Raw genomic sequence first — 14,765 nt, forward strand, 5'->3', positions numbered from 1 at the left:
TCTGAACTCCTCTCTGTCCAATGCCGTATTTGCCAAGTTGTCCGTCAGGCTTGTGTGTTTCGACCTCCATACTGGAATTCCTCCCATATGTTTGAAAATCGGTCCAAGAGGCCAAAAAAACCACTCCTTTTTCATCAGGAAATTGATTTTTAGTCCTTCAGCCCTTTCGTAGAGTTGTCCTAAGAAGAAGTCCCAGTTGCTCGTATGCGGTGCCAGACATATAATAAATTTATCAGGGTGCTCTACTGTTACTGTCTTTTTCCATCCCAGTTTCTTGTAGAGCATCCATTTGCAAATTGTTCTTATCATGTGTTGCCTGTCCTCCTCTGTTAGTTCAGATTGGCAATCTGATCGACTATCTCGCTAATTTGCGAGTTGAAATTCTTGGTTAGGTCAGCGAAGTATTTCTTAGGTTCCATTCCTGGCTCCGGGTGCGAGATGCGGCATACGAAATCGTTGTGGATAGTCAGAATGGAGTGGAGCAATGCGTCGGAATTCTCTTTCGAGCATTTGGCGCTGTATATTGAACTTGCCACGCACTCGGCGAAAAGCTCGCTGCATATATAATTGATGTTTTTCTTCAAATCACGTTTACTTGCCATAATATTGTTGAAATTTTAGATTAAACAAATACGTTTTATAATCAGCGACAAATATAGCCTTTTTTCTTTGATGTAAAACAATAAATGCAATAAAAAATGTTTTAATGATGATTAAATGTGATTTTTTTTTCTTATTCAGAATAAAAATCTTACATTTGCACGAAGAAAGCAGGCAGGGTGCTGATCCCGTATGTCTGCGGACTAACGTCATTAGGTGTTAGACATATATTAATGTTCAGTGGAGCAAAGCGTAAAGAGCAATATGGCTTGGGAATAGTAAACATTCCCTATGTAGGTTGTAACGCTTTCTTTTCATGATGCTCAGCGTCGCTTGCGGCGCAATCACTATCAGACTGACAACAACAAACAATTTAAAGTATTTTTTATGGAGAAAAGTGTTTTCCAGCAAGTCAGAGATGCCTTCACGCCGGTTCTGCCGGTTGGCTTGCGGACAGCAGTAGGTATTAAGGAAGGTGAGGCAACGACAAGCGTTGCTGATCAGGAAGTGATAAAGAAAATGTTCCCCAACACATACGGAATGCCTGTCGTGGAGTTCGTAGAAGGCGAGGAGCGAGGCACGGATCCTATCAACGTGGGTGTAATCCTGAGTGGTGGACAGGCTCCTGGCGGTCACAACGTAATAACCGGACTCTTCGATACCATCAAGAAAATCAATCCACATAGCAGACTTTTCGGATTCCTGCTCGGACCGGGCGGACTGGTAGATCACAAGTATATTGAAATTACTGAGACCTACATCAATGACTTCCGTAACACGGGCGGTTTTGATATGATTGGCTCCGGAAGAACCAAGCTCGAAAAGGAAGACCAATTTGAAAAAGGATACGAAATACTGAAATACCTCAACATCAAGGCGCTTGTCATCATTGGAGGCGACGATTCCAACACCAATGCATGCGTGTTGGCAGAGTACTACAAGATGAAGAACTATCCTGTTCAGGTGATAGGATGTCCGAAAACCATCGACGGCGACCTTAAATGTGAGCAGATAGAGGCGTCTTTCGGTTTTGACACGGCAACGAAAGTTTATTCAGAACTTATCGGAAACATTGAGCGCGATTGCAACTCGAGCCGTAAATACTGGCACTTCGTGAAGCTCATGGGGCGTTCTGCTTCGCATATTGCTTTGGAGTGTGCCTTGCAATGCCATCCTAACCTGTGCCTGATATCAGAAGAGGTGGAGGCAAAGGATCTGAGCCTCAACGATATCGTTGAAGACATCTGCCGTATGGTGAAATATCGTTCTGACCGTGGCATGAACTATGGAGTCGTGCTTATTCCTGAGGGACTTATTGAGTTCATTCCGGCAATCGGCAGACTCATTGACGAACTAAATGATCTGCTCGCCCTTCATGGCAAGGATTACAAGGACCTCTCGCCTATGGAGCAGAAGCAATATATTTTAGAACATCTATCTGAAGAGAACCTCAAAACGTTTGAAACGCTACCCGATGACGTGGCACGACAACTCTCGCTAGATCGCGACCCACACGGCAACGTTCAGGTTTCGCTTATCGAGACAGAACGTCTGCTTTCGAGAATGGTGGATGCAAAGCTGCAGGCCTGGAAAAAAGAAGGGAAGTTTAATGGAAGCTTCAACTCTATCCATCATTTCTTCGGTTATGAGGGACGTTGCGCTGCGCCTTCCAATTTCGACGCAAACTATTGCTATGCTCTTGGAGCAAGTGCAGCCCATCTCATCGCCAACGGCAAGACTGGCTATATGGCAGTGGTGCGCAATACTACAGCCAAACCAGCAGATTGGAAAGCGGGTGGAGTGCCTATCACGTCGCTCTTTAACGTGGAACGACGCAATGGAAAGATGAAGCCTGTTATACGCAAGGCGCTTGTTGACCTCAACGGCAGGCCGTTCAAGGAACTGGTTGAACACCGCGATGAGTGGTCGAAGGAGACATCGTTCGTATATCCCGGACCTGTGCAGTATTGGGGACCTTCTGAGCTCTGTGACCGCACTACCAAGACTCTCGCATTAGAGAGAGGAGGAAAAGCGTAGGGAAGATTCCTGAATATGATAATCCAGACCTCAAACCTTTCTACACTTCCTTTTATGGGGGTAAGGCCGGTTTGAGGTTTGGATGTTTATATATCTATAATAAATTAAACCATGACAACCAACAGAAGAAGAACCGTAAAGCCAACAGGGCGACGCTCCTCAACGAAGCATCGCCCCGTAACAAAGCGACGCTCTGAACATAAGATTGGAGGGGTGTTTGGGCTACTCTTCGGTACGCGTGCAAGGTTGGCATGGTGGACGGGAGGAATACTTATAGCTGTGGCGTATGTTTGGGCATTCTATTATTTCTTCGTTGGTCCATTCGGATTCAGATGGCGAGCTCTCTATGGTGATGCAAACTATCCGGGCGGCTATGAAATCAGAGGCATCGACATCAGCCACTATCAGGGAGATATAGATTGGGATCAGCTGCAGAATGCCATGATAGAGAAATGTCCCATCCGTTTCATTGTCATGAAGGCTACCGAGGGCTCAAGCAAGATAGATCCCTCATTCAAGTATAACTTCAAACAAGCTCTGGAATATGGCTATATCCGAGGAGCTTATCATTTTTGGAGCAACCACTCTTCGGCTCGTCAGCAGGCTTATTTCTTTCTCAACAACGTACCTCTCGAGTCGGGAGATCTCCCGCCAGTGCTCGATGTTGAGCACAAGCCGAAAGACAAGAGCGTGGAGGATTTCCAGCAGGACATTCTCACATGGCTTCATATCGTGGAAGACAGGTATCATGTAAAGCCGATAATCTATACATATTATAAATTCAAGAAGCAGTATCTCGACACTCCCGTCTTCGACGACTATCCTTACTGGATTGCTCATTACTATGTGGACAAAATAGAATACCAGGGCGAATGGAAGTTCTGGCAGCATACCGATGCCGGCAAACTTCCAGGCATCAAGGGCTACGTTGACTTCAACATTTACAATGGGTCATTCTATGATTTGAAAAGGCTCTGCATAGATTAATGTCACTTTGGGCTGTTGAGGCAATCTTTGAGAATCCTTTAATTCTTTGCCTTGTTTCCTGTTTCTATTCCCCTTGTTTGTGTTGCGTAAACCTATTATTCTTCTGATACAAGAAGGCGGTTTATGTTTGTCAAAACGTTGCTTTTTTGCTTGCTGAAAAGCTTTTAATGTTTTGTTTGTCTGCTTTATCGAAGATGATATAGGTCTTGGAATGAATGACTTTCAGAAGAAATAGTAAATCAAGACAAAAGCCAAAGCCCAAGAATTCTAATGACATGTCAACTTAAAAAAAACAAAAAGCTCAACAAAATCTTTTTGTTTGTAAATAATTTGCATTATCTTTGCATAATATAAGCTTCGGCTCGGGATAAGAAATGAATGGATTCATTTCATTCTGTTCCCTCATTTCCGGGATGCGTCGTATCAACAGATAAATTCAATCAAGGGTCCAAGCCTTTTGCTTACATGCAAACATGGCACATGAGACGATAGTCTGCGTATCGAACGTAAGACATAATGCACGTGAAACATAATACTAAGGTATATAAATTGTAGCAGGAAAGACCGTAATGGTCCAAAACATTTAATAGGTATGGCAAAATATAATATTAGAGAAAAGAAAACAAAAGAGGTGACTTATCTTAATCTTGTGAATCCTGAGCTGATGGAAACACTGGAAAACAGAATCATCGACTATATAGGAAACAAGAAGATGTATAAGGAGAAGGCATATTCAGCAAAGCGCCTGGCTTATGACATCGGTACTAACACTAGATATGTGTCTGCTGTGCTCAATGTTAGATTCGGCATGAACTACACCTCGTTCGTAAACCGCTACCGCGTTTCCGAGGCTATGCAGATACTCAAGGACGACCGGTATCGTGGGATGACGATGGAGGATGTAAGCAGCATGGTGGGATTCGCAAACCGGCAATCGTTCTACGCTGCCTTCTACCGCTTCGAAGGCATCACTCCAAGACAGTATAAGCTGTCGTCTGAACCGAAGCCTGAGAAAATGAAGGTGCCTGAGCCGATAGAGCAGGACACACAGGAGCAGTAACTGGAACATGGTTGCGTGAGATGCAGTCGCAGTAGCGACAATAGCAGTAGACAGCCAAGGCTCTGGCAGCATTGGGAAAGATTTCCCATAACCACCAAAAGGAAGAAATGGAAAACTATAAATACACAGACGTCAGGTTCGCAGACATACAGATACTACGATACAGACTTGAAGGCTTCGGACGATTGTCATTGCAGCAGAAGAAACTTATATATTGTCTTTCTGAGGCAACGCTATGGGGACGCGACATCACCTTCGACCAGTTCGGATTCCACAATCTCAAGATCAGAAAGGTCCTTGAAGCAATCTATAGCGGGTTCAAGGGCGACAGAAATCAAGAAGAGTACAGGTCGTTTGAAGAGTACCTCAGAAGGGTATGGTTCTCAAATGGAATTCATCATCATTATGGATGCGAGAAGTTTGAACCTCGTTTCTCAGAAGAATTCTTCGAAACGCAGGTGAGGGCATTGCCTGCCAGCCAATTGCCGCTAGACGACGGGCAGACCGTTGATGGGCTCATTGAAGAGCTGCGCCGCCCAATATTCGACCCGCACTATATGCCTAAACGCGTGTGTACAGAAGACGGCGTAGACATCGTGAAAGAGTCGGCATGCAATTTCTACCAGGGGCTGACACAGGAAGAAGTGGAAGAATACTATCGTGACCAGGCAAAAGATGACGGACCGGAACCGGTGTCGCACGGCCTCAACTCTACGCTTGTGAAAGGCACCGACGGACAAATCAGAGAAGACGTGTGGAGCGCTCAAGGGAAATATGCTCCGGCCATCAGTCATATAATATACTGGCTCAAGAAAGCCCAACAGCTGGCGCTCAACGAATCACAGGCGCAATACATCTCGACACTTGTGAAATATTATGAGACAGGCGACTTGAATACTTTCAACCGCTACTGCATAGAATGGGTAGGAGAGCATGAATCCGACGTTGATTTCGTAAACGGGTTCATCGAAGTGTATGGCGACCCTCTAGGACTGAAAGGCTCGTGGGAGGGCATAGTGGAATACAAAGACCATGAGGCGACACGGCGCACCAAGACTATAAGCGATGAGGCTCAGTGGTTTGAAGACCATTCGCCCGTAGACCTCCGCTTCAAGAAAGAGAAAGTGAAGGGAGTGACGGCACACGTGGTGAGGGCCGCAATGCTCGGCGGTGACGAATATCCGTCAACGGCAATCGGCATAAACCTTCCGAACGCCGACTGGATAAGGGCTGCACACGGCAGCAAGAGCGTCACGATAAGCAATCTTATCGACGCATACAATAAGGCTGCACACGGTAACGGATTCAAAGAAGAATTCATACAAGACAAGGAGATGGTGGAATTGATAGACAAATGGGGTGACCAATGCGACAATCTGCACACCGATCTGCACGAATGTCTGGGACACGGAAGCGGGAAACTGCTTGACGGAGTGTCGCCGGACGCACTCAAATCATATGGCAGCACGATAGAGGAGGCGAGGGCGGACCTTTTCGGTCTGTATTTCATAGCGGATCCAAAGCTGCTGCAGCTCGGAATCCTGGACAACAGCGAGGCATATCATGCAGCATATTATTCTTATATGCTCAACGGACTCATGACTCAGCTCGTGAGAATTGCGCCAGGCAACAAGATTGAGGAGGCACACATGCGCAACAGGGCTCTAATAGCCAGGTGGTGTTATGAGAAGGGAAAGAAGAACAGTGTGGCCGAGTTATATACCGACAACGGGAAGACTTACTTGCGCATAAACGACTACGAGGCTCTCCGCCGACTGTTTGCCCAACTCCTTGCTGAGATACAACGCGTGAAAAGCGAGGGAGACCTCGAGGCGGCAAGACTGCTCGTGGAGACTTATGGCGTGAATGTGGACGAGAAACTCCACAAAGAAGTACTCGACAGATATGCCAGGCTTGACCTTGCGCCATATAAGGGCTTTCTGAATCCGAAGCTCACGCCTGTTACGGACGACAGAGGGGATGTAAAGGATATTCTTGTTGACTATTCTGAGGACTACGACCAGCAGATGATGAGATACGGCAAGGAATATGGAGCTTTGTAGAATTATGAAACCATACAAGACATGGAACAGCAACAAGTACAGGATACCATAAAACTTATTAAACGAGGCTTCTCGCTGCAGATGAATGGTGTGGCGTCGGCATCGATGAGAGAGAAAGGCATCGGGGGATACCTGAATTGGGGAATCCAGCTGCCAGCGCTCCGCAACATAGCACAACAGTACGGCAAGGATTATGACCTGGCCGCTGCCCTGTGGAAAGAAAACGTCAGAGAGTGTAAGATCCTAGCCACGTTGATAATGCCAGCCGAAAGGATGAGTTCAGACCTCGTTGACCTTTGGATGGAGCAGACTACGACTCAAGAGATGGCAGAATACGCCACATTCAACCTGTTTCAATATACGGACAGCGCGTCGCTCCATGCCTTTGCGTGGATAGCTTCAGACAAGACTCTGGAGCAGATTTGCGGTTTCAACCTGCTCTCGTGTCTCTTCAGAAAAGGAGCAGAACCAGATGATAGAGACATCAATGAATTTTTAGACCAGGCAATAGCGGCCCTCGCCGACAATTCCATGGCTGTGAGACATGCCGCAAACAACAGTCTCGTGGCTTTTGCAGATATGGGGGAGTTGCAGGAAAAAATAGTAGAGGCGGCAATGAGAAAGTGCATGTAGAAGTGTACTTTTTTTCGTGTAGTACACGTAAATATAAAATAAAGTAGTATTTTTGTACGCAGAAACGGTTCATGCACGTTTTTTAAAAGTGCTGACCGTGGCAAAGAACAGGAAATAACAGAAGGCGAAGGTTGACCGTCGGCATGTCGTCCGTCAACGTCATGAAGTTTTGTTGTCACCAATTCATTAGATTGGTTTTGGTCCAAAGAATTCCGTTGACTTTCAATTTGCCAATTTTCAACTCTTCGGCTAATAAAAATAACATATAAAAATGGAAACAGGAAAAGTTGATGTCCTGCTCGGTTTGCAGTGGGGCGATGAGGGAAAAGGAAAAGTTGTAGACGTACTGACACCAAACTATGATGTCATTGCCAGATTCCAGGGCGGTCCAAACGCTGGACACACGCTGGAGTTCGAAGGAGAGAAATACGTACTGCGCAGCATCCCGTCAGGTATTTTCCAGGGTGGAAAGACAAACATCATCGGAAACGGAGTAGTTCTGGCTCCTGACCTCTTCATGGCAGAGGCCAAAGAACTGGAGAAAAGCGGACACCCGCTCACCAAGCGTCTGAAAATATCAAAGAAAGCCCATCTCATCATGCCTACACACCGACTGCTCGACGCCGCATACGAGGCAAGAAAGGGCAAGAACAAGGTCGGAACGACAGGAAAAGGCATCGGACCGACATATACAGACAAAATCTCACGTACAGGACTTCGTGTAGGAGATATCTTCGACAACTTCGAACAGAAATATCAGCAGCATAAAGCACGCCATGAAGAGATGCTCAAAGACCTCGGCTATACCGACTACGACATAACCGACGTGGAGAAGACATGGATGGAAGGTATAGAATACTTGCGCCAGTTTGAGATTGTTGACTCTGAGCATGTCATCAACAAAGTGCTGAGAGACGGCAAAACCGTGCTCTGCGAAGGCGCACAGGGCACTATGCTTGACGTTGACTTCGGTAGCTATCCGTTCGTAACATCTTCAAACACTATTTGTGCGGGGGCCTGCTCAGGACTCGGCATAGGCCCCAACAAGGTTGGAGAGGTTTACGGCATTATGAAGGCTTACTGTACACGTGTCGGAGCTGGTCCGTTCCCTACAGAGCTTTTCGACGAGACCGGAAGCAGACTGCGTGATATCGGACACGAATATGGAGCCGTTACAGGAAGAGAGCGCCGCTGCGGATGGATCGACCTCGTTGCACTTCGCTACGCTATAATGATAAACGGAGTTACACAGCTCATCATGATGAAGAGCGATGTGCTCGACGGATTCGACACAATCAAGGCTTGCGTGGCCTACCGCAAGGATGGAGTCGAGACTCGTGATTTCCCATTCGATATCGAGCATGGCATAGAGCCTGTATATACAGAACTGCCAGGATGGAAAAAAGACATGACAAAGATAACGAGAGAAGACCAGTTCCCGAAAGAATTCAAAGACTACATCGAATTCCTCGAGACGGAACTCGAGACTCCTATAAAAATCGTGTCGGTCGGTCCGGATAGAGAACAGACAATCGTAAGAAATTAACATATAGACATAAATACAACAGATGAGCAAACCATCAATACCCAAAGGCACGCGCGACTTCACTCCAGCGGAGATGGCGAAACGAAACTATATTTTCGATACAATTCGCTCCGTTTACGCCCTCTACGGCTTCAAGCAGATAGAGACACCCGCTATGGAGACGTTGCAGACGTTGCTCGGAAAATATGGCGAGGAGGGTGACAAACTCCTCTTCCGTGTGCTCAACAGCGGAGACTATCTCACCAAGGTGAGCGACGAACAGCTGGCAGAACGAAATTCGCTTGCACTCTCTTCAAAAATCTGCGAGAAAGGATTGCGCTATGACCTCACCGTGCCGTTTGCACGCTTTGTCGTGATGCACAGAGATGAAATCCAGTTGCCTTTCAAGCGTTATCAGATTCAGACTGTGTGGAGAGCAGACCGTCCACAGAAAGGCCGTTACAGAGAGTTCTATCAATGTGATGCCGACATCGTGGGCAGCGATTCGCTGCTCAACGAGGTGGAGTTGGTGCAGATAATGGATACCGTATTCCAGCGTCTTGGAATAAGAGTACAGATAAAAATCAACAACCGAAAGTTGCTATCAGGAATTGCCGAGATTGTAGGAGAGGCTGAAAAGATAGTGGACATTACGGTGGCTATCGACAAGCTCGACAAAATCGGTCTCGACAAGGTGAACGAAGAATTGAGAACTGACGGAATAAGTGAAGAAGCGATAGCCAAGTTGCAGCCTGTCATAACTTTATCCGGAAGCAATGAAGAAAAACTCAAGGTCATGGAAGACTTCCTTGCTTCGTCTGAAGTGGGCATGAAGGGAATAGAGGAACTTCGTTTTATTCTGAATGCCGCATCACAGGTTGACCTGAAAAACGAACTTCAGCTCGACCTCACGTTGGCTCGTGGACTCAACTATTACACAGGGGCAATCTTTGAGGTCAAGGCGTTGGACACTCCAATGGGAAGCATCACAGGCGGAGGACGCTACGACAACCTCACAGGAATCTTCGGAATGCCAGGAATAAGTGGAGTGGGAATTTCATTCGGAGCCGACAGAATATATGATGTGCTTAACACTCTTGACCTCTATCCAAAGGAGATAACGACCGACACCCAACTGCTCTTCATAAATTTTGGAGAGAAAGAAACCTGCTATTGTCTTCCTGTCGTTGCCAAAGCCAGACAGAACGGAATACGCACGGAGATGTTCCCTGATGCAGCGAAGATGAAAAAGCAGATGGCATACGCCAATGCCAACGCCATACCATATGTGGCTCTCGCCGGCGACGACGAGATACAGAAAGGGGTGGTGACGCTCAAGAATATGGAAACAGGAGAGCAGGAACAAGTAACACCAGAACAACTGATAGAAATTGTGAAGGGATAATACGTATATCGAGTGCCGGCAGTAAGTAGTTTCTGTCGGCACTTTTTCGATTAAGCCCCCAGCGTAATTATAGTAGGCATATAGTGCCTGGAAATTTTGAAGACCATCATAATATGATTTATTGCGTAACGACCATTATAATATGATTTATTGCATAATCGCCACCATATATATTATGTATATTATGTAGTAGGATTTCTGAAAGCCTATCCGGCATCTGTCATCATGGCATTCCATCAGGATGCCAGTACTCCATTCACTATCCGTTACGAGGCAATTCACAATTTCAAATACCAAAACAAATACATTTATAACATAAAACAAATGAAAATTAAAAAATCGATTGCAGACCTGGCAACTCCATTGCACACGATTCTGACAATGGTCCTTGCAGTGCTTGCCATCTCGTCGTTCAGGGCAGACAAGACAAAGACAATCTTCATGATAGGAGACTCAACGATGGCTAACAAAGACATCAGCGGAGACAAGCAAGAGAGAGGGTGGGGAATGATGCTGCAGAACTATTTCGACGACGGCATCATCGTGGACAACCACGCCATGAACGGACGCTCATCGAAGAGCTTCATCAACGAAGGCAGATGGAAAGCTGTGCTCGACAGGATAATGCCCGGCGACTACCTCATAATACAGTTCGGCCACAACGACGAGAAAACTGACTCGGCTCGCCACACCACACCAGGAACCACCTTCGACGCCAACCTCAGACGCTTTGTAAGGGAAGCAAGAGAAAATGGCGCCACGCCGATACTCATGAACAGCGTGGTGCGCCGCAACTTCAGCGACTCAAAGACGGCTGTTGCCGACGATGACCTGCGTGACAACTCCTCAAAACAACTCGCCGAGGGCGACACCCTGATAGACACCCACGGTGAATATCTCGTCTCGCCAAGGCGCGTGGCCAAGGAAATGGGTGTAGTCTTCGTTGACGCAAACAAGATTACACACGATTTGGAACAGTCGATGGGAAAAGAAGGTTCCAAGAAACTGCACATGATATTCAAGCCGGGAGAAACTCCATCGCTGCCAGACGGAAGGCAAGACAACACACACTATAACATCTTTGGCGCCAACAAGGTTGCAGGATTGCTCGCCGACGCCCTTTGCAGACAAGTGGCCGAGCTGGCAAAACATCACGTATACTATGACATTTATGTGTCGAAAAACGGCAGCGGACAATTTGACGACCTCGAGTCTGCGGTGGCAAGCGCTCCAAAAGGCAGGAAAGTCACAATCGCCGTGTCGGGAGGAGAATGGAAAAAGCCTGAGGCCATGAAGGGAAAGAAGGTGAAGTTCGTGTTGACACGAGGAGCAAAGTTCCTTTGATATTTATAAAGTAGAGTTTGCAAAATGGTCATAAACATAAGGAGTATTTTGATATAAATCATTTTTTGAAAAATTAAAACATGCACAAATGTTAAGATTTTGTCTGAAATGTTGCATTTTATTCCCTAATTTATTATTTTTGCAGAACAAAGGAAACATATTTCCAATAAAACTGAACCATAATTCTAAAGAACTAAGAAAAATAATTCAGAAAAACGGAGAATAATTCTAACTAAATACACGTAATTTTTATTAAACTATGAGCGAAAAAAGAGTTTATACCTTCGGCAATGGTAAGGCTGAAGGTAAGGCAGACATGAGAAACCTGCTCGGAGGTAAGGGTGCCAACTTGGCGGAAATGAACCTTATCGGCGTACCAGTACCTCCAGGATTCACTATCACTACAGACGTTTGTAATGAATACTTCGAGAAAGGAAAGGAAACCGTAGTAAGTCTCCTCAGAGATGAGGTAATCGCTTCGGTACACCATATAGAAGGACTGATGAACAGCAAGTTCGGCGACATTGAGAATCCATTGCTCGTCAGCGTGCGTTCAGGGGCAAGAGCTTCAATGCCAGGCATGATGGACACAATCCTCAACCTCGGTCTCAACGACGAAGTGGTGAGGGGATTGGCAAAGAAGACCGGCAACGAGCGTTTTGCATACGACAGCTACCGCCGCTTCGTGCAGATGTACGGAGACGTGGTGCTCGGAATGAAGCCAGTAAACAAGGAAGCCATCGATCCGTTTGAGGCCATCATAGAGAAAGTGAAGGCACAGCGCGGAATCTCTCTCGACAACGAAATGACAGTAGACGAGCTCAAGCAGCTCGTAGACCTCTTCAAGAAAGCCATTAAGGAGCAGACCGGCAAGGACTTCCCTACAGATCCTATGGACCAGCTCTGGGGCGCCATCTGCGCCGTGTTCGACAGTTGGATGAACGAGCGTGCCATCCTCTACAGAAAGATGGAAGGAATCCCGGCAGAGTGGGGAACAGCCGTTTCTGTAATGGCTATGGTATTCGGAAACATGGGCAACACATCGGCAACGGGTGTTTGCTTCAGCCGCGACGCCGCGACTGGTGAGAACGTGTTCAACGGTGAGTACCTCGTAAACGCACAGGGCGAAGACGTGGTAGCAGGTATCCGCACACCACAGCAGATCACAAAGCTCGGCTCACAGCGTTGGGCTGAGCAGCAGCAGATACCAGAAGAGGAGCGTGCAACCAAGTATCCTTCAATGGAAGAGGCCATGCCGGAAATCTTCGCTCAGCTGGACGCTCTGCAGCACAAGCTAGAGAAGCACTATCACGATATGCAGGATATGGAGTTCACCGTACAGGAGGGCAAACTGTGGTTCCTGCAGACACGTAACGGAAAGCGCACAGGTACCGCAATGGTAAAGATAGCCATGGACCTGCTCCACGAGGGCGAGATCGACGAGAAGACAGCACTCAAGCGTTGTGAGCCAAACAAACTTGACGAGCTCCTACACCCCGTATTCGACAAAGACGCTCAGAAGAAAGCCAAGGTCCTCACACGCGGTCTTCCTGCATCTCCAGGTGCAGCATGCGGACAGATCGTATTCTTTGCCGACGACGCAGAAAAATGGCATGAGGCTGGTCGACGCGTCATAATGGTGCGCATCGAGACAAGTCCGGAAGACCTTGCAGGTATGGCTGCCGCAGAGGGTATTGTAACCGCACGTGGCGGTATGACATCACACGCAGCCGTTGTGGCCCGAGGTATGGGTAAATGCTGTGTTTCAGGTGCCGGTGCGTTGAACGTTGACTATAAGGCAAGAACTGTAGAAATCGACGGTGTCACACTCAAGGAGGGCGACTACATCTCGCTCAACGGTTCTACAGGTGAAATATATTTCGGCGAGGTGAAGACAAAGCCAGCAGAGGTGACAGGTGATTTCGCCGACCTCATGAAGCTTTGCGACAAATATACGAGACTCGTGGTTCGTACCAATGCAGACACACCACACGACGCCCAGGTTGCACGCAACTTCGGAGCCGTAGGTATCGGACTATGCCGTACAGAACACATGTTCTTCGACAACGAGAAGATCAAGGCAATGCGTGAAATGATTCTCTCCGACACAGTAGAAGGACGCAAGAAGGCGCTCGAGAAGCTGCTGCCTTATCAGACTAAGGACTTCTACGGAATCCTCAAGGCCATGGACGGATGCCCTGTAAACATCCGCTTGCTCGACCCACCATTGCATGAGTTCGTGCCACACGATCTCGCAGGTCAGCAGACAATGGCAGAGGAGATGGGTCTTACCGTAGCAGAGATTCAGAAGCGCGTTGACAGTCTGAGCGAGCATAACCCTATGCTCGGACACCGCGGCTGCCGTCTCGGAAACACATATCCAGAGATCACAGAGATGCAGACAAAAGCAATCCTCGGTGCTGCCGTGCAGCTGAAGAAGGAAGGCTTCAATCCAGAGCCGGAAATCATGGTGCCGCTCATTGGTATCGTCAACGAGTTCGACATGCAGGAGCAAGTTATCCGCTCTACAGCCAATAAGATTTTCGATGAGGCTGGTGTTGAAGTTGAATTCAAGGTCGGCACGATGATCGAAATTCCTCGTGCAGCCCTTACGGCTGGTTACATCGCAAAGAAGGCTGAATACTTTAGCTTCGGTACAAACGACCTCACTCAGATGACTTTCGGCTACAGCCGCGACGACATCGCAAGCTTCCTGCCAGTATATCTGGACAAGAAGATTCTGAACGTAGACCCATTCCAGGTGCTCGACCAGACAGGTGTCGGTCAGTTGATAGAGATGGCAGTCGACAATGGCCGTAAGACCCGTCCAAACCTTACATGCGGTATCTGCGGTGAGCATGGTGGTGAGCCTTCATCAGTCAAGTTCTGCCATAGAGTAGGTCTCAACTACGTAAGCTGCTCTCCATTCCGCGTGCCAATCGCACGTCTCGCAGCCGCGCAGGCTGCTGTAGAGGAATAATCCTAGAATGCTGAAAATTAGCGAATCGAGTAGGAGGTAAACACTAATCATAGGTGTTTATCTCCTACTTTCATGTTTACCGACCTCTCACACCACCGTACATGCGGTTCCGCATACGGCGGTTCCTATTT

Annotated in this window: 11 protein-coding genes; 9 read left to right on the forward strand and 2 right to left on the reverse strand. The window is 47.3% G+C overall.

The genetic code is table 11. The annotated features are described in order from the left end of the window. Both QVO99_RS02395 and QVO99_RS02400 read right to left on the reverse strand, forming a co-directional pair. Positions 1-309: 1-acyl-sn-glycerol-3-phosphate acyltransferase (locus QVO99_RS02395; RefSeq protein WP_288176883.1), on the reverse strand; the 309-nt coding region annotated here is incomplete at its 3' end. A gap of 20 nt (positions 310-329) precedes the next feature. Next, positions 330-602, reverse strand: a complete 273-nt coding sequence (locus tag QVO99_RS02400; RefSeq protein ID WP_022315997.1) for a hypothetical protein — start codon at positions 600-602, stop codon at positions 330-332. A gap of 385 nt (positions 603-987) precedes the next feature. Between QVO99_RS02400 and QVO99_RS02405 the strand changes: the two genes are divergently transcribed. From QVO99_RS02405 to ppdK, 9 genes are all read left to right on the forward strand, one after another. Further along, the gene (locus QVO99_RS02405; protein ID WP_022315998.1) at positions 988-2,637 is read left to right on the forward strand and encodes a diphosphate--fructose-6-phosphate 1-phosphotransferase; all 1,650 of its coding nucleotides are present in this window, start codon (positions 988-990) and stop codon (positions 2,635-2,637) included. 111 nt (positions 2,638-2,748) lie between these two features. Continuing rightward, entirely contained in the window at positions 2,749-3,624 is an 876-nt protein-coding gene (locus QVO99_RS02410) for a glycoside hydrolase family 25 protein (RefSeq protein ID WP_022315999.1), read from the forward strand. A gap of 592 nt (positions 3,625-4,216) precedes the next feature. Continuing rightward, entirely contained in the window at positions 4,217-4,684 is a 468-nt protein-coding gene (locus QVO99_RS02415) for a helix-turn-helix domain-containing protein (RefSeq protein WP_022316000.1), read from the forward strand. 107 nt (positions 4,685-4,791) lie between these two features. Continuing rightward, positions 4,792-6,747 carry a dipeptidyl-peptidase 3 family protein gene (locus QVO99_RS02420; protein WP_022316001.1) on the forward strand — a complete coding sequence of 652 codons (1,956 nt, stop codon included), beginning with the start codon at positions 4,792-4,794 and terminating at the stop codon, positions 6,745-6,747. Between the two features lie 21 nt (positions 6,748-6,768). Then, positions 6,769-7,380 carry a DNA alkylation repair protein gene (locus QVO99_RS02425; RefSeq protein WP_022316002.1) on the forward strand — a complete coding sequence of 204 codons (612 nt, stop codon included), beginning with the start codon at positions 6,769-6,771 and terminating at the stop codon, positions 7,378-7,380. A gap of 271 nt (positions 7,381-7,651) precedes the next feature. Next, the gene (locus tag QVO99_RS02430) at positions 7,652-8,926 is read left to right on the forward strand and encodes an adenylosuccinate synthase (protein ID WP_022316003.1); all 1,275 of its coding nucleotides are present in this window, start codon (positions 7,652-7,654) and stop codon (positions 8,924-8,926) included. 22 nt (positions 8,927-8,948) lie between these two features. Continuing rightward, positions 8,949-10,310, forward strand: a complete 1,362-nt coding sequence (hisS, locus tag QVO99_RS02435; RefSeq protein ID WP_022316004.1) for a histidine--tRNA ligase — start codon at positions 8,949-8,951, stop codon at positions 10,308-10,310. A 324-nt stretch (positions 10,311-10,634) separates the two neighbouring features. Beyond that, positions 10,635-11,654, forward strand: coding sequence for a rhamnogalacturonan acetylesterase (locus QVO99_RS02440; protein ID WP_022316005.1), 1,020 nt, complete (start codon positions 10,635-10,637; stop codon positions 11,652-11,654). Positions 11,655-11,913: 259 nt separating this feature from the next. Continuing rightward, positions 11,914-14,634: a pyruvate, phosphate dikinase gene (ppdK, locus tag QVO99_RS02445; RefSeq protein ID WP_022316007.1), complete on the forward strand. Its 2,721-nt coding sequence runs from the start codon at positions 11,914-11,916 to the stop codon at positions 14,632-14,634. Positions 14,635-14,765: the final 131 nt, after the last annotated feature.

This window comes from Prevotella sp. CAG:592, from assembly GCF_000436015.1.
GTDB classification, from domain to species: Bacteria; Bacteroidota; Bacteroidia; order Bacteroidales; family Bacteroidaceae; genus Prevotella; species Prevotella pectinovora.